General features: G+C 66.3%; 15 protein-coding genes. 7 read left to right on the top strand and 8 right to left on the bottom strand.

Annotated elements, in window-relative coordinates; all coding sequences use genetic code 11:
* The first annotated feature begins 60 nt into the window (after positions 1-60).
* Positions 61-1,611, top strand: coding sequence for a PAS domain S-box protein (locus L8F97_RS08850; protein ID WP_242148612.1), 1,551 nt, complete (start codon positions 61-63; stop codon positions 1,609-1,611).
* Positions 1,612-1,673: 62 nt separating this feature from the next.
* On the opposite strand, the gene L8F97_RS08845 is transcribed toward L8F97_RS08850, so the two are convergent.
* The 3 genes from L8F97_RS08845 to L8F97_RS08835 all read right to left on the bottom strand — a co-directional run bounded on the left by L8F97_RS08845 (position 1,674) and on the right by L8F97_RS08835 (position 3,978).
* The gene (locus L8F97_RS08845) at positions 1,674-2,834 is read right to left on the bottom strand and encodes a pyridoxal phosphate-dependent aminotransferase (protein WP_409929029.1); all 1,161 of its coding nucleotides are present in this window, start codon (positions 2,832-2,834) and stop codon (positions 1,674-1,676) included.
* A gap of 45 nt (positions 2,835-2,879) precedes the next feature.
* Complete coding sequence (locus L8F97_RS08840; RefSeq protein WP_409929022.1) at positions 2,880-3,701, bottom strand: sulfite exporter TauE/SafE family protein; 822 nt, start codon at positions 3,699-3,701, stop codon at positions 2,880-2,882.
* Between the two features lie 124 nt (positions 3,702-3,825).
* Positions 3,826-3,978, bottom strand: a complete 153-nt coding sequence (locus L8F97_RS08835) for a hypothetical protein (RefSeq protein ID WP_242148606.1) — start codon at positions 3,976-3,978, stop codon at positions 3,826-3,828.
* Here L8F97_RS08835 and L8F97_RS08830 point away from each other — a divergent pair.
* The 3 genes from L8F97_RS08830 (at position 3,977) to L8F97_RS08820 (ending at position 8,731) form a co-directional block, all read left to right on the top strand.
* Entirely contained in the window at positions 3,977-6,130 is a 2,154-nt protein-coding gene (locus L8F97_RS08830; protein ID WP_242148604.1) for a penicillin acylase family protein, read from the top strand. The genes L8F97_RS08835 and L8F97_RS08830 overlap by 2 nt on opposite strands.
* A gap of 312 nt (positions 6,131-6,442) precedes the next feature.
* A complete protein-coding gene (locus L8F97_RS08825) occupies positions 6,443-7,294 on the top strand; it encodes a hypothetical protein (RefSeq protein WP_242148602.1) in 852 nt (283 codons plus the stop codon).
* Positions 7,295-7,489: 195 nt separating this feature from the next.
* Positions 7,490-8,731, top strand: coding sequence for a dicarboxylate/amino acid:cation symporter (locus L8F97_RS08820; protein WP_242148599.1), 1,242 nt, complete (start codon positions 7,490-7,492; stop codon positions 8,729-8,731).
* Here the strand turns inward: L8F97_RS08820 and L8F97_RS08815 are convergent.
* A complete protein-coding gene (locus tag L8F97_RS08815; RefSeq protein WP_242148598.1) occupies positions 8,728-9,579 on the bottom strand; it encodes an NYN domain-containing protein in 852 nt (283 codons plus the stop codon). The genes L8F97_RS08820 and L8F97_RS08815 overlap by 4 nt on opposite strands.
* Positions 9,580-9,667: 88 nt before the next feature.
* On the opposite strand from L8F97_RS08815, the gene L8F97_RS08810 reads away from it, so the two are divergent.
* Complete coding sequence (locus L8F97_RS08810; protein ID WP_242148596.1) at positions 9,668-11,659, top strand: TonB-dependent receptor plug domain-containing protein; 1,992 nt, start codon at positions 9,668-9,670, stop codon at positions 11,657-11,659.
* 19 nt (positions 11,660-11,678) lie between these two features.
* Here L8F97_RS08810 and L8F97_RS08805 read toward each other — a convergent pair whose 3' ends face one another.
* Together L8F97_RS08805 and L8F97_RS08800 are read right to left on the bottom strand one after the other, a co-directional pair.
* A complete protein-coding gene (locus tag L8F97_RS08805; RefSeq protein ID WP_242148594.1) occupies positions 11,679-11,975 on the bottom strand; it encodes a plasmid stabilization protein in 297 nt (98 codons plus the stop codon).
* 46 nt (positions 11,976-12,021) lie between these two features.
* Positions 12,022-13,170, bottom strand: a complete 1,149-nt coding sequence (locus L8F97_RS08800; protein ID WP_242148592.1) for a putative zinc-binding metallopeptidase — start codon at positions 13,168-13,170, stop codon at positions 12,022-12,024.
* A gap of 120 nt (positions 13,171-13,290) precedes the next feature.
* Here L8F97_RS08800 and L8F97_RS08795 point away from each other — a divergent pair, with 120 nt between their 5' ends.
* Positions 13,291-16,632, top strand: coding sequence for a DUF2126 domain-containing protein (locus L8F97_RS08795; protein ID WP_242148590.1), 3,342 nt, complete (start codon positions 13,291-13,293; stop codon positions 16,630-16,632).
* Between the two features lie 34 nt (positions 16,633-16,666).
* Here the strand turns inward: L8F97_RS08795 and L8F97_RS08790 are convergent, their stop codons facing one another.
* Entirely contained in the window at positions 16,667-17,848 is a 1,182-nt protein-coding gene (locus L8F97_RS08790; protein ID WP_242148589.1) for an acetyl-CoA C-acyltransferase, read from the bottom strand.
* Positions 17,849-17,869: 21 nt separating this feature from the next.
* Positions 17,870-18,997 (bottom strand): acyl-CoA dehydrogenase family protein, encoded by a 1,128-nt coding sequence (locus L8F97_RS08785; protein ID WP_242148587.1) that lies wholly within the window; start codon positions 18,995-18,997, stop codon positions 17,870-17,872.
* A gap of 69 nt (positions 18,998-19,066) precedes the next feature.
* On the opposite strand from L8F97_RS08785, the gene L8F97_RS08780 reads away from it, so the two are divergent.
* On the top strand, positions 19,067-19,678 hold the full coding sequence (locus tag L8F97_RS08780; protein WP_242148586.1) for a TetR/AcrR family transcriptional regulator: 612 nt from the start codon (positions 19,067-19,069) through the stop codon (positions 19,676-19,678).
* Positions 19,679-19,783: the final 105 nt, after the last annotated feature.

Genomic DNA, 19,783 nt, shown 5'->3' with positions numbered 1-19,783 from the left:
AAAGATCTTCACAAAAAAACTTTGAATCTGGCTCAATAGATGGCCTATTCTAGAGCTGGAATGTCAGACACGCGTAACCGAGTATCGGCTGAAAGAGCCTTGTGGGAGGCAGAAGCCCAACTTGCATTCGCGGCCGAAACGACAGCGCTTGGCCTGTTTGAATGGGATCTGGTGACCGGCGCGCTGACCTGGTCATATGGCGACGAGGCGAGTCTTGGGCTGGCACCGGGCTCAATCGTGAGTTTTGAAAGCTGGAGCCAGCGGGTCTTTCCGGAGGATGTCTCAGCGACACAGACGCTGATCGCCAACGTCGCTGCGCAGAAGCTCGACAAGTTCACCTTCCGATATCGAATTCGCTGTGATGACGGCAAGGCTCGCACGATCGAAGGTGCGGCGCGCTGCATCTACGACGCGGGCGGTACGCTGGTGAAAACCACTGGCGTCAACGTTGACGTGACCGAGCGGGTCGAGCGGGAGGCGGCCCTTCGCGACCGTGAAGCGCAGCTCGGTGCGATCATGGCAACGATGCCAAGCGCGATGGTAGTGATCGATGTGGACGGCGCGATCCACATGTTCAGCGCCGCGGCCGAGCGGCTTTTTGGCTATGCCGCCGCCGATCTGCTCGGCCAGAACCTGGCGCTGCTGGTGCCGAACAGCGCGCGAGAGAGCCTGAGCGCGAAATTCGCAGGCTACCGCGCAGCGCGCGCGAGCGGCGATGCCGGCGAGCTTTTCGAACTGGTCGCACGCTGCAACGGCGGTGCGGAAATTCCGGTCGAATTCAGCATCGCCGAGATGATCGTCGCGGGGGAGCCGCGCTATACCGTGTTCATCCGCGACCTGTCCGAACGCGCGGCGGCGGAACAGGCCGCCGCCGACCTGCGCAACGAGCTCGCCCAGGTCGGGCGTGGCGCGGCGATGGGTGAGCTGGCGGCGAGCCTCGCGCACGAACTCAACCAGCCGCTGTCCGCCACCGCCAATTTTCTCGCCGCGACGGTATTGCTGGTGTCGCGCGGTGGCGACCGCGACAAGGTCGCCGAACTGGTCACGCTCGCCAACGATCAGATCCAGCGCGCCGGCAGCATCATTCGCAACATCCGCGAGTTCATCGTCAAACGCGACGTCGAGATCGGCATCGAACCGATCGAGAAGACGGTGCGGGATGCGGTGTCGCTGGTGCTGGTCGGCTCCGCGCGGGTTGATGTCGAGGTGCGGTACGCGTTCGAGCAGCCGGGCCAGTTCATGCTGGCCGATCGGGTGCAGATCCAGCAGGTGCTGGTCAACCTGCTGCGCAACGCCGCCGAGGCGCTGCAGGACCAGCCCAAGCACCGTCGCACCATATTGATCGCGGTGCGCGGCAAACCCGGCGATATGATCGAGATCAGCGTCAGCGATACCGGCGCGGGCATCGACGCGCGCATTCTCGAAACTCTTTTTACGCCGTTATCCTCGACCAAGGGGAGCGAAGGCATGGGGCTGGGCCTGTCGATCTGCCGGCGCATCATCGAGGCGCACGGTGGCACGCTGAGCGCGGAGAACCGCTCGGCCGGCGGCGCGACCTTCCGCTTCACGCTGCCAGCGGGCAGCTTCGAAATGCCGGACGACGACCGCTAGCATCGGACACGGACGCGCTCGCAGGGATGCCGCAAGCCCGTGCTCGCGGCATCCCTGCGCGATCAGGCCATGATCTTGTCGAGCGCCATGCAGAACTCCTTCATCTCGGCTGCAGAACCGACGGTGATGCGGCTGACGGTCGGCCAGATCGGCCACGACCGGCCGATTTCGATACTCTGCTTGCGGAACGCCGCCTGCACGTCACGCGCAGGCTTGGTCTTCCAGTCGATCATGAACATGTTGGCCTCGGTCGGCTTAACCTCCAGCCCCTTGTACTTCTTGAGGTGGTCTAGCGTCAGGCCGCGCGCGCTTTGCATCTCGGCGCGGCGCTGCGCGATCAGCGGCGCGGCGGTCAGGCTGGCGGTCGCACAGGCAAGCGACGGCAGCGGCAATGCGCCGGACTGCATGCCGCCATCGTAGCGCATCATCTTACCCAGATTATCCGGGTTGGTCATGATGAAGCCCATCCGCATCCCCGCCATCCCGAAGATCTTCGAGAAGGTGCGCATGACGATCACGTCCTTGCGCTTCGCGGCAAGGTACGACGCGGTCGGTACGCCGGCGAAGTGGGTGTATGCCTCGTCGATCAGCACCATCGCATCGGCAGGCTTGTTGTCGAGCAGCCATTCGATGTCTGCGAGTGGCGTGATCGTGCCGGTCGGGTTGTTGGGCGTGCAGATGTAATAAAGGCCGGCGTTCGGATCGGCGGCGAGCATCGCCTTTACGTCGTGCGTGTAGGTCTTGGTCAGCGGCACCGCCTTGACCGGCACCTTCAGCCAGGCAGCGGTCCGGCCAGCCAGTTCGAACGTCGGATCGGCGGTGACGAGACCGCGCGTCGGCGAGCAGAAGGTGACGACCGAACGGCACAGCGGATCACTCGAACCCGGCCACGGCGCGACGTGATCGTACGGTACGCCCTCTACCGCCATTACTGCCTTGATGAAATCGCCGCGCTCGTCATGCGGCGCGTAGCGGTTGCCGCTGGCGATGATCGCGGCGGCGGCTTTCTGGCCCGGCATGAACGGCCCGGTCCAGCATTCGTTGGCACCGATCCGCACCTTCGCGGTCGGTGCGGGATCAGGTATGCCGCCCGACGCGAACGCGGGCCGCCCGAGCGTGGCGGCGGCCGCGCCGACCCCGAACACGGCGGCGATCCGCGCAAGATCGCGCCGCGCGAAACCACGACCAAGCAGGTCGTCCTGCACGTCTTCCTTCACCAGCATATCCGACATGATTCCAGTTCCCCGATTTTGTTAAAGTTCGAATGATCAGTGTGCGTGCAGCGCCTTTGCGAACATCGTGAACGAGATCACGATGAGGTACAGGCCGAAGATCTTCTTGAGCGGTGCCGCCGGCAGGTTGTGCGCGACCGCGACGCCATAGGGCGCGGTCAGCACCGACATCGACGAGATCGCCAGTGTCGCGGGCAGGTTGACATAGCCGAGCGAACCCCACGGCAGGCCCCGTTCGTTCAGGCCCGTAATCATGAAGCCGATCGCGGTAGGAATCGCGATCAGCACGCCGATCCCCGCAGCCGTCGCGATCGCTTTGTGGATCGACCGACCGCACAGCGTCATCACCATGATCGCGATGCTGCCGCCGCCGATGCCAAGCAGCGAGGAGAAGGTGCCGAGCCCACCGGCGATCGCCACCCGTGGCGCAAGGCCGGGCATCGTGTCGGACACGACATAGTTGCTGAGCTTCGGCACCAAGAAGTTGACCGACATCAGCAGCACACCGATCGCGAAAATCAGCAGCAGCACATGGCCATCGACGTGATCCGCCAGCACGACGCCGATCGCGTCACCCGCGACCAGCCACGGCGCCCATGTCCGCAGCACCTCCATATCGACCGCGCCGCGCTTGGAGTGCGAGCGGAACGAGCGGATCGAGGTGACGATGATCGTCGCCGCCGACGTGCCGATCGCGACATGTGCATATTGCAGTTTGTCGCCGCCGAGCAGCGGCAGCAGGTACACCAGTGCCGGCACCACGATGAAGCCGCCCCCGACCCCGAATATCCCGGCGGTAAAGCCTGCGGCGAGCCCCGCGAGCAAGAGCGCCACCAGCGGGACAAGCCACGCCGTCATTGTCACATCCATCGACCAACCCCCTTTTGCTGCGCCCGCGTGGTCACACGCACAGCGCACTCGCACCCCACAACAAAGCTTCCGAGAACACCCCGCCGATATCATCCGGCAACTTGTTTTCCCGTCACGACCTTCTTTTGCCGCACAGCAGCAAAGTCAACTCAATAAGTTTGCCTGCGAAGAAAAGGTGCTTTTGATGCGTCGGCTGTTGCGAATTCGGCACAGCCCGCATTGATGCGCTTGCGGCCGGCGTGGCCGCCACATAGCGTCTGCTCATGCCGATCTCCCTCGCCACGCTCGCCCTGCTCGCTGCATCGCCGGTGCCGGCCGACGCCGACCTCCTCCGCGCGCGCGGCGAAGCATCTCGCGTCACCATCACGCGGGACGATTGGGGGATCGCCCACGTCCATGGGCGCAGCGACGCCGATGCGGTGTTCGGCGCGATCTACGCGCAGGCCGAGGATGATTTCGCGCGCATCGAGGCAAACTATCTGACCGCACTCGGCCGCACTGCCGAGGCGGAAGGCAAGGCGGCGCTGTGGGCCGATCTGCGCCAGCGACTCTACACCGATCCCGTCGATCTTCAGGCCCGCTATGCAAGCGCACCGGCGTGGCTGCGCACGCTGATGCAGGCGTGGGCGGACGGGCTCAACTTCTACCTAGCGACGCACCCCGCCACGCATCCGAAGGTGCTGACGCATTTCGAACCGTGGATGGCGCTGTCCTTTACTGAAGGCAGCATCGGCGGCGATATCGAGCGCATCTCGCTAAAGGATCTCGCCGCGTTTTACGGCGACACGTCGGTCGCGCTGACCGAGGCGCAGCGCGGCTTCCGCCCGGAGGAACCGCGCGGATCGAACGGCATCGCGATCGCGCCCGCCAATACCGTGGGCGGGCATGCGCTGCTGCTCATCAACCCGCACACCAGCTTCTACTTCCGCGCCGAACTTCAGATGACCAGCGATGCCGGCCTGAACGCCTATGGTGCGTCGACCTGGGGGCAGTTCTTCATCTATCAGGGCTTCAACGCGCACGCCGGCTGGATGCACACCTCCTCCACCGTCGATAATGTCGATGAGTTTGCGGAGACGATCGTCGGCCAGCGCTATCGCTACGGCACCGCGCTGCGCCCGCTCACCACCCGCGCCATCACCATCAAGGTGCGGCAGCCGGACGGCAGCCTCACCGAACGGCGTTTCGCCACCTATGCCAGCCACCACGGCCCGATCGTCGCCAAGCGCGACGGCAAGTGGATCGCGGAGGCGCTGATGTGGAAGCCGGTGCCCGCGCTCGAACAGAGCTGGCTCAGGACCACGACCAGCGATCTCGCCGGCTACCTCAAGGTTGCCGCGCTTCAGGCCAATTCGTCCAACGACACGTTGTTCGCCGATGCCAAGGGCGAGATCGCCTATCTCCACCCGCAGTTCGTGCCGATCCGGTCCGCGAAGTTCGACTATACGCACGCGGTCGACGGCAGCGACCCCGCGACCGACTGGCACGGGCTGCACCCGGTCGCGACCTTGCCAAACGTCATCCGCCCCAAATCTGGCTACGCGTTCAACACCAACAACTGGCCGTGGACCGCCGCCGGTCCGGACAGCCCGAAGGCCGCAGACTACCCGAAATACATGGATCAGGGCGGCGAAAACGCGCGCGGCGAACATGCGTTGCTGCTGCTGCCCGGTCGCCACGACTTCACGCGGGAGCGGCTGCTGGCGGCGGCGTTCGACAGCTATCTACCGGCGTTCGCGCGACTGATCCCGCAACTGCTCTCCGCGTACGACGCGCTCGCGCCGGATGACCCACGCCGTGCCAAGCTCGCCGAACCGATCGCGGTGCTGCGCGGCTGGAATGATCGCTGGGGTGCCGATTCGGTGGCGACCTCGCTCGCGGTGTTCTGGGGCGACACGCTATGGCATGAGGTCGGTCCGTTCGCGCAGGCCGAGCGGATCAACGTGCCCGACTATATCAGCACACGCCTTGCGCCCGCGCAGAAGGTCGATGCTTTCGCGAAGGCGGTGGCCCGGCTGTCCGATGATTTCGGGCGCTGTCAGGTACCGTGGGGCGAGATCAACCGGTTCCAACGACTCGACGACAGTATCGCGCCGCATTTCGATGATGCCAAACCAAGCTATCCGGTGCCGTTCACCTCTTCACAATGGGGTTCGCTTGCTTCGTTCGGCGCGCGTGCCTATGACAACACCAAGCGCTGGTACGGCACCAGCGGCAACAGCTTCGTCGCGGTGGTCGAGTTCGGCGCACGACCCAGAGCGGTGGCGGTGATGGCGGGCGGCGAATCGGGCGATCCCGCCTCGCCGCACTTCGCCGACCAGATCGCGCGCTACGCCGGCGGCACGCTAAGGCCGGTGTATTTCGAGCGGGCGGACCTGACCGGCCACATCGAGCGCGTCTACCATCCCGGCAGCTAATGTGCGTGGAACGTGGCGGCGAAGACCAGACCGGAGCGATCATCTCGCCCCGGCCTGGCCCCACCACCACAAATGGAGTGTCCTCCGCCTCGGCTGGCGCAGCAACTATATATAAAAAATCTGTCATCCCCGTATATTTTGTTGCTTACGATTGGGCCGCCTACCCGGTCTGAGTACAGCCAAAATGGTCCGAGCGTATGCCATTCAAAACGGCCCAGCGGTCCGCGCCGACATTCTCATGCAAGTATCAGCTTGCGTTCACATCCGCGGTGGCAATGCTCCACATACCACCCTTGGATGGATCTTCCCGACATGCCGCTGACCGCTTCCCGCATGCTTCTCGCCGCCAGCACGATGACCCTGGCGTTCAGCCCAATCGCCAGCGGCATCGCCGCCGCGCAATATACCGGCAACGCTGACGATGCGCCGCCGGCCTACACCAACGCGGCACCCGCCGCACAGGATCGCCAGGCGCCGTCGCGCTATGACGATCGCGCGCAGCCGCCTTACGATGACCGTGCGCCGCAGACGTACGACGATCGTGGGTCGCAACGCTATGATGATCGTGCGCCACAGGCCTATGCCAGTGCGCCCCAGTCCGACCTGCCGCCGCCACCGGATTATGACGGCACCCGCCCGCCGCCGCCACCGCCCGGTTACCAGCCCGGCCCGGGTGACCTCGATCAGCGCGACAGCCGCTACGCCGCCAATGTCGAGACCTGGTCGCGCGAGAATTGCGTCAAGTCGCACAACAACACCGCCACTGGTGCGGTGATCGGCGGCGTGCTCGGCGCGCTCCTCGGCAACGGTCTTGCCGGTCGGCACGACCGCGGCGCGGGGACCTTCGCAGGCGCGGCGATCGGCGCGGTCGGCGGTGCTGCCGTCGGCAACAGCACCAGCAACGATACCAGCCCCGGCTGCCCGCCCGGCTTCGTCGTGCGCCGCGATGCGCAGGTCTACACCTATGCGGAGCCGGACTACGAATATGCCGCACCGGGCTGGTATCGCCCGTGGGTCTTCGTCGGGGGCACGTGGGCGTACCGTCCTTACCCATACCACAGCTGGTACTATCGCACCTACCGGCCCTATTATGGGCATTACGGCTACTACGGGCGACCCGGCTATGGCCGTGGGCCGCGTTGGGGCGGCCATTACTGGCGCTGACCTTTGAACGTGCGGGCCGCCACATCGCGGTCCGCACGTTCGATGACGGGGATAAGGTCCCGGCGATCGACCACGCGCCGGGGACGGCGAGCGCCTGTTTCGCCTTTTCTCAGGTGTCTGTAGGGAGCATCCGAACAGATTTCTCTTGCCATTCCGGCGTGTTCCCCGCTTCGTTACGCGACACAGGGGAACCACATGTCGCAGGCAACACGGATTTTGCTGTCGCTGGTCAGCGGCCTGTTGATCGGCATCGCGCTGGTCGCGGTCGATGCGAGGGTGGCGATCGGGGTGACGCAGATCACCCAGCCGATCGGCCTCGCCTGGCTTCACGGGTTACAGATGGTGATCGTGCCGCTCATCGTCGGCCTGCTGGTGACCGGTGTCGGCGCGGCGGCGGATGCGGCGCGTGCGGGCAGGCTTGCCCTGCGCGGGGTGCTGACGATGGTCGTCATTCTGTGGGCGACGACGATCCTGTCGGCGGTGGTCACGCCGCTGCTGCTCGATCTTTGGCCGCTGCCGTCGGCATGGTCTGACGCGCTGCGCAAGGCGCTGAGCGGTGCGCAGCCGGTCGGCACGGTGCCGACGCTCGGCCAGTTTTTCGAGACGATCGTGCCGTCCAACGTGGTCAGCGCCGCCGCCAGCGACTCGTTCCTGCCACTCACCATCTTCACGCTGGCGCTTGCCTTCGCCATCACGCAGCTCGCGCCCGAACCGCGCGAGCGCCTCACCGCCTGGTTCGGTGCGATGACCGATGCGCTGCTCATCATCATCGGCTGGGTGCTGAAGCTCGCACCGGTCGGGGTGGGCGCGCTCGCGTACGGGGTCGGCGCGCGCACCGGCGCGGCGGCGTTCGGCGCGCTGCTGCATTATATCATCGTCGTCTCGTCACTTGGTTTCCTCGTGCTGCTGTCTGCCTATCCGGTGGCCGCGCTGTTCGGCCGCGTGTCGATCGCGCGGTTCGCACGCGCCGTGGCGCCTGCGCAGGCGGTGGCGATCTCGACGCAATCCTCGCTCGCCAGCCTGCCGACGATGCTGGCGGCGAGCGAATCGCTCGGCGCCGCACCCGCTGCCGCCGGCATCGTGCTGCCGATCGCGGTCGCCATCTTTCGCGCCACCAGCCCGGCGATGAACCTCGCGGTCGCGCTGTACATCGCGCACTGGCTGGGCGTGGCGATCGGGCCGGGCGCGCTGCTGGCGGGCATCTGCACCGCCGCGATCACGACGATGGGCGCGGTCAGCCTGCCGGGGACGATCACCTATTTCTCGTCGGTCGCCCCGGTCGCGCTCGCCATGGGCGTGCCGATCGAGGCGCTCGGCCTGCTGATCGCTGTGGAGACGATCCCCGATCTGTTCCGCACCGTCGGCAACGTGACGATGGACGTGGCGATCACCGTCGGGCTTGGGCGGCAGCGCACACGCGAAATCGCTTCCGTTTAAAACGCCGGCTTCGGCGTCCGCTCCGCATTCAGCTTGTCCGCCACGTAACGCTGGCCGTTCTCGCCCTTGAAGATCTCGAACGCCTCGGTCGCCTCGAACAAGGCGGGGAAGTTCTTGCACCCGTAATTGCGCGGGTCGATCGGCGCCTGCCGCTTGGCGGTGCTGCCCGCCGCCGACATCGACGCCCAGCCGTCGTCATAGGCCGATGCCTCGACCGCACCGCGCAGCAACGCGACCAGCTTGGCGTCCTTGGCAAGCGGTTCGGCGGCCTTTTTGGCGACGGGCTGGTCGGCCGCTTTATCGCCCGATTTCTCACCCGCCTTTTCCGATGCTTTCTTGCTGGTCTTGGGCTTGGCCGAAGGTTCCGCCACGCGCTCCTTCGCGGCGCTCCCTTCCAGCGTATCGAGATACAGGAACGTCGTGCAGGCGTTGACGAACGGCGACGGCGTCTTGCGCTCGCCAAACCCGTAGACGTCGTGGCCGTTCGCCTTCAACTGCATCACCAGCGGCGTGAAATCGGCATCGCTCGATGCGATGCAGAAGGCGTCGGGCTTTTGCGTGTAGAGCAGCTCCATCGCATCGATCACCAGCGCGATATCGGTCGCGTTCTTGCCGGTCGAATAGCTGAACTGCTGGATCGGCCGGATCGCAAATTCGTGCAGCTTCTCGCGCCAGCCCTTCAGACCCGGGCTGCCCCAGTCGCCATAGGCACGGCGAATGTTGGCGGTGCCGTATTTCGACAATTCCGCCAGCATCGCCGCGATATTGGCGTGCGACACGTTGTCGGCATCGATCAACAGCGCGATGCGGCGGTCTGGCCCCGGCGAGGCGGGCTGGTCCTGGTTCAAGAAACGTCCTTGTAATTGACGGACTTGCGGCAATGCCCCAAGCGCCGCGGCGATGTCCTTTCGCCACCATAGCAACAAAGCGCGCGCGATGCGCCTCCCCTTGATCGCGCTCGGCCTGGTCGCGCCGGCACTCGCCGCCGCGCAGGCGGTCGATCCGGCGACAGGCGACATCGTCGTGCTGGGGCGTGGGCTCGACCTGCCGCCCGGCACGCCCGCCTATGGCTCGGTGGTGATCGACCGCAAGCGGCTCGCCAACGATGCTTCGGGCCGGGTCGAGGACGTGCTGCTCGACGTCGCCGGATTCCAGCAGTTTCGCCGTTCGGACAGCCGCTCGTCCAACCCGTCAAACCAGGGTGCGACGCTGCGTGCGCTCGGCGGCAACGCGTCGAGCCGGACTTTGGTGCTGCTCGACGGCGTTCCTATTGCCGATCCGTTCTTCGGCTATATCCCGTTCAGCGCGCTGGTCCCCGATCGCCTCGCCGGCATCCGCGTCACGCGCGGCGGTGGATCCGGGCCGTTCGGCGCGGGCGCCGTTGCCGGCACGATCGAGATGACCAGCGCCGGTCGCGCCGATCTGCCGGTCCTGTCGGGACAGGCGCTGTACGGCAGTCGCGATGCACAGCAGGTCAGCGCCACGCTCGCGCCATCGGTCGGCGGCGGCTTCGTCGCGCTGTCCGGCCAGTTTGAACGCGGTGACGGCTTCCAGACCACGCCCGAGGATCAGCGCACGCCGGCAACCGTGCCGGCGCGCTACCGCGATTGGTCAACCGGCCTTCGCGCGGTCGCGCCGATCGGGCCTGAAACCGAAGTGCAGTTCCGCGGACTGGTATTCGGCGACAACCGTACGCTGCGCTTCAAGGGCGCGGATTCGGCGTCGTCGGGCGAGGACGCCAGTGTGCGTCTCGTATCGCGCGGGGACTGGCAGGTCGACGCGCTTGCCTATGTGCAGGCGCGCAATTTCGCCAACAAGGTGATCTCCTCCTCCACCTTCAAGCTCACGCTCGACCAGCGCAACACACCCTCCACCGGGATCGGCGGCAAGATCGAGCTGCGCCCCCCGGTCGGGGGGACACACGTACTGCGCATCGGCGGCGACTTCCGCCTCGCCGACGGGCAGTTGTTCGAGGATGCCTATAGCGCGGCCGGTGTCGTCACCGCGCGCCGCAATGCGGGTGGCAACACCAGCGTGGCGGGCCTGTTTGCGGAGGACGACTGGACGCTCGGCCGGCTCGTGCTGACCGGCGGCGCGCGGGTCGATCGCTGGACGATCACCGACGGCTTCTTCCGTCAGCGCAGTACGGCAGGCGTGCTCACCACCAATACACTATATCCGGACCGCGACGGCACCGAGGCGACCGGAAGGGCCGGCGCCTTGCTGAAACTCGGCTCCGTCGATCTGCGGGTGGCCGGCTATACCGGTTTCCGCCTGCCGACGCTCAACGAACTGTACCGTCCATTCACCGTCTTCCCGGTGACGACGCAAGCCAATGCCAACCTCGCCCCCGAACGGCTGCGCGGAGTGGAAGGCGGTATCGACGCGCATCCGCTCCCTGGTGTGACGCTCAGCCTTACCGGCTTTTATAACCGGCTGGAGGATGCGATCGCAAACCTGACGATCACCACCAACCTGCGGATGCGCGGCAACGTCAACGCGATCGTCGCCAAGGGGTTGGAGGCGACCGGCGACTGGAAGCTCGGCGCGGTCGATCTGTCGGCGAGCTATGCCTTCAGCGATAGCAAGGTCGATGCGCCCGGCATGGCCTTCGACGGCCTGACACCTGCGCAAAGCCCACGCCACACCGCCAGCGGCACGCTCGCCTGGGCGCCGCGCTCCGGGTTCCTCGCCTCGCTGACCGCACGCTATGTCGGCAAGCAGTATGAGGATGATCTTCAGACCGACGTGCTGCGCGCCGCCACCACGCTGGATGCATTCGTGAAGGTGCCGGTGCACAAGGCGGTCGCGGTGATCGCCCGCGCGGAAAATCTGTTCGATGCGACGGTCGTGACGCGCAATCAGGCAGGTTCGATGGATCTTGGTACGCCGCGGACTCTGTGGATCGGCGTGCGCTTCGGCGGTTAGAAGATCTGGCGGCGCGGCGTCACCGCTTCGCCGCGTTCTTCCGCCGCGTGTCCCAGCCCTTACGCGCCGCCGCCGAGCGCTGCTCGGCTGAGCCGGATGCGTGTGCCCGCCCGCCGCGCGAAGAGGCATCGTGCGTATCGGGCTTGCCGCGCCCGGAGCCGGATTTGTTGCCGCCGCCGGAGTCCTTGTTCACCGTCGCCCAGGCGCGCGCCTCAGCCTCCTTTTCCGGCATGCCGCGATCCTCGTAGCCCTGCTCGATATGTGCGGCCTTGCGCTTTTGCTTGTCGGTATAGGCGTCCTTGTCTCCACGCGGCATGTCGGTTCTCCTTTTCCTCGGAAAACGCATGAGAGTGTGACGCGGTTCACCCGCTCCCCAGCTCCACGCCCTGCCCCAGCGTGGCGACCAGCGCCCTGATATCGCTCGATTCCGCCTCCCCCGGCGCCCAGCGCCCGGCGTAGAACGCGACCAGCCGGTTGACGAAATCGAGCTTCAGCACCACGCCCGGCGACAGCCGGAACGGGTAGAGATCCGGCTGGCCCATGCTGCGGTTGATCTCGTTGATCGCGAAGGCGAACGGGATCCAGTGGGCGGTCAGCGTGGCGGTATCGGCGGTATACGGTTCGAAATCGATAACGCTGTCGGGCGTGTCCGGCACCGCCGCCGGCATCGGGTCGAGCCGGGTCCCGAACCCGCCGATCGTCGCCAGCGTATCGACGATGTGCGAATGGTGCGCGAACGTCTCGGCGAAATCCTCCCACGGATGCATGGTCGCGTAGGCGGAGACATAATGGTCCTCCCAACCACCCGGCGGCGGCGTCGCGTAATGCGCCTGCAACGCCGCCTGGTAATCGGCACGCTCGTCGCCGAACAGCGCGCGGAACGGCATCAGGTCCGGCCCGAACTGCACCAGCCGCGACCAGAAATAATGGCCGATCTCGTGCCGGAAATGGCCGACCAGCGTCCGGTACGGCTCTCCCATCTCGCGACGGATGCGCTCGCGCTGCGCATCGTCCGCCTCGACGAGGTTGAGCGTGATGAGGCCGTTGTCATGGCCGGTATAATGCTGCGGCGAGGCACCCTGCTCCGCCGCCGGATCGTACAGGAAATCGAAGGCGAGACCGTGGATGTTCTGCGCCTTGGTCTGCAGCGTCAGGCCCAGGCGCATCAGGCCATGCAGCACGCGGCGCTTGGCATCCTCGATGCGGGTCCAGCGTTCCAGCACGCCCGCCACCGCCAGATCGGGGATGATGCGATTGTGGCGACAGGCGAGGCACATCCGATTGGGATCGTCCGCGTCCACGACCCAGTTGCACACGCCGTAGCGGGCGTTCGCGCATGGCAGTACATTTTCGGAAACGCGCTGCGCATCGCGCCACACACCGCCCTGCGTATCGAAATGCAGGAAGCCACCGCTGACCGGCGCAAACCCGAGCGCGTGCGCGCAACTCGGGCAGACGCGCGTCTCGAAGTGGAGAAGCTGCCGGCAATTAGGGCAGGAATACGCGGCCACGCGCCGTCTCCTTTGCGAGTTAACTTCAACGCCGACAGCGCGGCGACGGTTTCGCCGTTACCCCGGACGGGGACGATTTAGATGTTGCATAGCAGCAACGCATGCCGTCTGTTTACGTTTATGCTCAAAGCCGGCCTGCATCACCTCACCGCGTATCGATACAACCGGCCGATCCGTCTCGGCCCGCAGGTGATCCGCCTGCGCCCGGCGCCGCACAGCCGTACCAAGGTGCCGAACTACGCGCTGAAAATCGAACCGGCCGGGCATTTCATCAACTGGCAGCAGGATCCGCATGCCAACTGGCTGGCGCGGATCGTCTTTCCCGATCCGGTCGACCATTTCTCGATTCAAGTCGATCTGCTTGCCGATCTCGACGTCATCAACCCATTCGATTTCTTCGTCGAAGGTTATGCCGAGACGTATCCGTTCCAATACGACGAGACGCTGAAGACCGACCTCACCGCCTATTTCGATGTCGAGCCGCAGGGGCAGGCGTTCGAAACGCTGGTCGCGCAGCATGCCGGTCACACCGGCCGCACGATTGACTTTCTGGTCGACATCAACGCCAAGATCCAGCAGCGCATCGCCTATATCATCCGCATGGAAAGCGGCGTGCAGACGCCGGAAGAAACCCTCGACGTCGGCTCCGGCTCGTGCCGGGACAGTGCGTGGCTGCTGGTGCAGTTGCTGCGTCGGCTGGGCTTCGCGGCGCGCTTCGTCTCGGGCTATTCGATTCAGTTGGTCGCGGACGTCGAGCCGGTCGAGGGGCCGAAAGGCGTCACGCAGGATGTGGTCGATCTCCACGCCTGGGCGGAGGTGTACGTGCCGGGCGCAGGCTGGATTGGGCTCGACGCGACCTCGGGCATGTTCGCGGGCGAGGGGCATATCCCCTTGTGCGCGACGCCTCATTATCGCTCCGCCGCGCCGATCAGCGGCATGGCCGAACCGGCCGAGGTCGATTTCCATTTCGAAATGAGCGTCTCGCGCATCGCCGAGGCCGTCCGCATCACCCGCCCCTTCACCGACGAACGCTGGGCGGCGGTGAACGCGCTCGGGCGACAGGTTGACGCCGACCTGACGGCGCAGGACGTGCGCCTGACGATGGGCGGCGAACCGACCTTCGTCGCGGCGGACGGCGGCGAAGCCGGCGAATGGAACGGTGACGCGGTCGGCCCGACCAAGGCAGGCTACGCCGACACGCTGATCCGCGAACTGCGCGCCACCTTCGCGCCAGGTGGTTTGCTCCATCACGGGCAGGGCAAATGGTACCCCGGCGAAACGCTGCCGCGCTGGGCGTATGCCGCCTATTGGCGGGGTGACGGCGTGCCCATCTGGCACGATGCTTCGCTGATCGCGGGAGAACACGGCACCGGCAAGCCGTTGGTCACCGCCGCGATGGCGGAACGCTTCCTCGACGTGATGGCCGAAGGGTTGGGCCTGCCGCCCGGCCATGTCGTTCCTGCTTATGAAGATCCGGCCGGCTGGGCGCTCAAGGAGGCCGAACTCCCGGTCAACACCACCCCCGACGACCCCAAGATCGACGATCCCGAAGCGCGCAGCCGCATGGTGCGCGCGTTCGAACGGGGCCTGGGCAATCCGGTCGGCTATGTCCTGCCGGTGCAGAAATGGCAGACGAAACAGCAGGGTAGCTGGCTGACCGAACAATGGGCGCTCCGGCGCGGCAAGCTCTACACCGTGCCCGGCGACAGTGCGCTCGGCTACCGGCTGCCGCTCGGCTCGCTGCCTTATGTGCCGCCGTCGGAGTATCCCTATATCAACCCGCGCGATACCAGCGAGCCGCGCGAACCGCTCGCCGACGCGCGCACGCAGCGGCCCGAAATCGCGGCCGCGCCGGTAACCGAACAGCGCATCACCGAACGCGCGCCCGTGTCGGGCGCGCAGCCGCAGGAACGGGTAGAGCAGGAGATCGTCGCCGGCGCGGTGCGCACCGCCGTCACGGTCGAGCCGCGCGGGCATTTCCTGTCGGTGTTCGTGCCGCCGGTGCGCGAACTCGAGGATTATCTCGAACTCATCACCGAGATCGAAGCCGCCGCCGCGCGGCTCGGTGCGCCGGTGCGGATCGAGGGCTACCCGCCGCCGCCCGATCCGCGCCTGAAGGTGCTGAAGGTCACGCCCGATCCCGGTGTGGTCGAGGTGAACGTCCACCCGGCGGCAAGCTGGGCCGAAACAGCCGCCATCACCGAAGGCGTTTACGATATCGCCCGCCACGCCGGCATGACGGCGGACAAGTTCATGCTCGACGGCCGCGCGATCGGCACCGGCGGCGGCAACCACATCGTGTTGGGCGGACCGAGCCTGTACGATTCGCCGTTCGTGCGCCGGCCCGATCTGCTCAAAAGCTTCGTGCTGTACTGGCAGCGGCATCCCTCGCTCAGCTACCTGTTCTCCGGCCTTTTCATTGGCCCAACCAGCCAGGCGCCGCGCATCGACGAAGCGCGGCACGACGGGCTGTACGAACTCGAAATCGCGCTGGCGCAGGTGCCGGGGCCGATAGCGGGTGAACAACCGCCAGCGTGGATCGTCGACCGACTGTTCCGCAACCTGCTCGTCGATGTGACCGGCAATACGCACCGCACCGAAATCTGCATCGACAAGTTCTTCTCGCCCGATGGCCCGACCGGCCGGCTCGGCCTGGTCGAGTTCCGCGCGTTCGAGATGCCGCCCGACGCGCGCATGAGCCTCGCGCAGCAGCTCATCCTGCGGGCGCTGACCGCGTGGTTCTGGCGCGAGCCCCAGCACGGGTCGCTCACCCGCTGGGGCACGACGCTGCACGATCGCTTCATGCTGCCGCATTTCGTGTGGGCGGATTTCCTCGACGTGCTCGGCGATCTCGGTGGCGCCGGCTATGCGTTCGATCCCGCCTGGTTCGAGGCGCAGCGCCAGTTCCGCTTCCCCGTCCACGGCACGATCGACGCTGGCGGCGTCTCGCTCGAGATCGCCCATGCGCTCGAACCGTGGCATGTGCTGGGCGAAACCGGCGCGATTGGTGGCACGGTCCGCTACGTCGACAGCTCGACCGAGCGGTTGCAGGTCAAGGCGAGCAACGTCACGCCCGGCCGCCACGTGCTGACCTGCAATGGCCGTCGCGTGCCGATGGTCGGCACCGGCGTGCCCGGCGAAGTGGTTGGCGGCGTGCGGTACAAGGCGTGGGCGCCGGCGGACTGCCTGCACCCGCGCCTGCCCGCCAATGCGCCGCTCACCTTCGACGTGATCGACACGTGGAGCGGGCGGTCACTGGGCGGTTGCATCTACCACGTCGCGCATCCGGGCGGCCGCAATTACGACTCGGTGCCGGTCAACGCCTATGAGGCGGAGGCGCGGCGAAAAGCCCGCTTCCAGGATCACGGTCACACGCCGGGCGCGGTGCCGGTGCCGCCCGAGGAACTGCCGACCGAATTCCCGCTGACGCTCGATCTCAGGCGCCCGGCGTACCTGCGCTAATCAAGGCTCGCCACTCGCGTGGCGAGCCTTTCGACTATACTATTTCCAGCGCCACCGCCGTCGCCTCGCCCCCGCCGATGCACAGGCTGGCCACACCGCGCTTCAGCCCGCGCGCCTCAAGTGCCGCCAGCAACGTCGCCATGATGCGCGCGCCCGACGCGCCGATCGGATGGCCGAGTGCGGTCGCGCCGCCGTTGACGTTGAGCTTGTCCGCCGGAATGTCGAGATCACGCGCCGCGATCATCGCCACCACCGCGAACGCCTCGTTCACCTCGAACAGGTCGACGTCGGCCACGCTCCATCCGGCCTTGTCGAGCACCTTGCGGATCGCCGGCACCGGCGCGGTGGTGAACTTCGCCGGTTCGTGCGCGTGACCAGCCGTCGCCACCACGCGCGCAACCACCGTCAGGCCCAGCTTCTCCGCCACGCTTTGCCGCGTCATCACCAGCGCCGCCGCACCATCCGAAATCGACGACGCGTTCGCGGCCGTGATCGTGCCGTCCTTTGCGAAAGCGGGCTTCAGCGACGGGATCTTGTCCGGCTTGGCGCGACCCGGCTGCTCGTCCACCGCCACCACCGATTCGCCACCACGCAGCTTGACCGTAACGGGCGCGATCTCACGCGCGAACGCGCCGCTGGCGATCGCTTCGTTGGCGCGCGTCAGCGATCGGATCGCATAGTCATCCTGTTCGGCGCGCGTGAACTGATAGTCGCCCGCCGAGGCTTCCGCGAACACGCCCATCGCCTTGCCGGGCTCGTAGGCATCCTCCAGCCCGTCCATCGCCATCGTGTCGATGATGACGTCATGGCCGAAACGCGCGCCGCCGCGATGCTTTGGCAGCGCATAGGGCGCGTTGCTCATGCTCTCCATGCCGCCGGCGATCGCCAAGTCGATCGCGCCTGATGCCAGCGCCTCATGCGCCATGATCGCCGCCTGCATCCCCGATCCGCACATCTTGTTGATCGTCGTCGCTTCGACCGAGTTGGGCAGCCCGGCGCCGATCGCCGCCTGCCGCGCCGGCGCCTGACCGAGACCCGCCGGCAGTACGCAACCCATATAGATACGCTCGATCGCATCACCCGACACGCCAGCGCGCTCGACCGCGGCGGCGACCGCGATCGCGCCCAATTCGGTCGCCTTCAACGGCGCGAGCGCACCCTGGAACGCGCCCATCGGCGTGCGCGCGTAACTGACGATGACGACAGGATCGGACATAAGGCTTCCTCGTGTTGATCGTTACAAAGCGCGCGCGATCACCATGCGCTGAATATCGGACGTGCCTTCATAGATCTGGCACACGCGCACGTCGCGGTAGATCCGCGCCACGCCGAACTCCTCCAGATAGCCGTAACCGCCGAGCGTCTGGAGCGCGCCCGAGACCACGCTCTCCGCCGTTTCCGAGGCGACCAGCTTGGCCATCGATGCCTCCTTCAGGCACGGCAAACCGGCATCCTTCATGCTCGCGGCGTGCAGTACCAGATGCCGCGCCGCCTCCAGCTTGGCGGCGAGATCTGCGAGCCGAAAGCCGACCGCCTGATGCTGGATGATCGCCTGCCCGAAACTCTTGCGGTCCTTGGCGTAACCGATCGCAATCTCCAGCGCCGCCTGCGCCATGCCGATACACTGCGCGGCGATGCCGATGCGGCCTGCCTCGAGGTTGGACAGCGCGATGCCATAGCCCGCCCCTTCGGCACCCAGCCGCAAGTCGTCGGCGACGAACACATCGTCGAACCGGATCGCGCAGGTGTCGGACGCCGCCTGCCCGAGCTTATGCTCGACCTTGTCGACATGGTAGCCGGGCGAGTCGGTTGGCACGATGAAGCCGGTGATGCCGCGCTTTCCCGCCGCGGGATCAGTGACGGCATAGACGATCGCGATACCGGCAATGCTCGCGCACGAGATGAACTGCTTGGCCCCGTTCAGCCGGTAGCCACCGTCCACCTTCTCGGCGCGGGTGCGCATTGCTGCGGCGTCGGAGCCGGCATCGGTTTCGGTCAACGCGAATGCGCCGAGCATGCGGCCGGCGATCAGGTCGGGCAGGAAACGCGCCTGCTGTTCCGCGTTGCCGTCCTTGACCAGCCCCGACACGATCAGGCTGTTCTGGATACTGACGATGGTGGAAAGCGCGCCATCGGCAGCAGCGATCTCGATCAGCGCAAGCGCGTAGGACACATAGTCCGCCGCCGCCCCGCCGACCGATTCGGGCGCAGTCATGCCCATCATGCCGAGCGCCGCCACCTCCTCGAATAGCGCGCGCGGATAGCCTTTCGCCGCCTCGAACACGGCGCTGTGCGGGCGGATGCGCACCTGTGCGAAGTCGCGCACCACTTGCTGGATCGCGCTTTGCGTCTCGTTAAAAATCATAGGCTTTCCAAAGCATGCTACTCGTGAGTAGGATGCCTTCTTACCAGTTTGCCGTCAAGCAGGACGCCGATGAACACGTCCCCCTTTCCCTCACCCGAGCAACGCCGGGCGGATCGCGCCGCCAAGCGCCACGCGGTGCTGGCGGCGGCGGTGGCGATGTTCAACGAACGCGGGTTCCACGCGACCTCGCTGGATGACGTGGCGGCCAGCCTCGGCATCTCGAAGCCGACGATCTACCACTATCTCGGCAACAAGGATCAGGTACTGCTCGAATGTCTGACTATGGGCCTTCAGCAGTTGATCGCCGCCGCCGACGCCGCGCATGCCACGCCAGGTCGCGGGCTCGACCGCTTGCAAGCGTTCCTGCGCCGTTATGCCGAGGTCAATATGGACGCGTTCGGCGCCTGCGTGATCCGCACGCCCGAGGAAGCACTCAGCCCGGATAGCGCGGACCGGCTGCGTGCGATGAAGCGCGAGATAGACGCGGCGATGCGCGGATTGATCGCGGAAGGCATGGCGGACGGGTCGATCGCGCCGGCCGACCCCACGCTGCTCGCCTTCACGCTGGCGGGCGCGCTCAACTGGCCCGCGCGCTGGTACGACCCCGCCGGACGGTTCGACGCGCCCGACGTGGCGGCGCAGATGGTCGACATCCTCACCGCCGGCATTGCGCCTCGCTGAGCGGCGGCAACGCTTCATCCGCAAACAGACCGGGCCCTGCTGATACGTTACCCCACGGCGCTGCGTGGGCCACGATCAAGTGCGGAGCATGGTGGCCTGAGTGCT

Origin of the sequence: Sphingomonas sp. BAUL-RG-20F-R05-02, assembly GCF_022662305.1 — a bacterium.
Taxonomy (GTDB): domain Bacteria; phylum Pseudomonadota; class Alphaproteobacteria; order Sphingomonadales; family Sphingomonadaceae; genus Sphingomonas.
The sequence above is the reverse complement of the archived record's forward strand: the minus strand, read 5'-3'. Positions and strand labels throughout refer to the sequence as shown.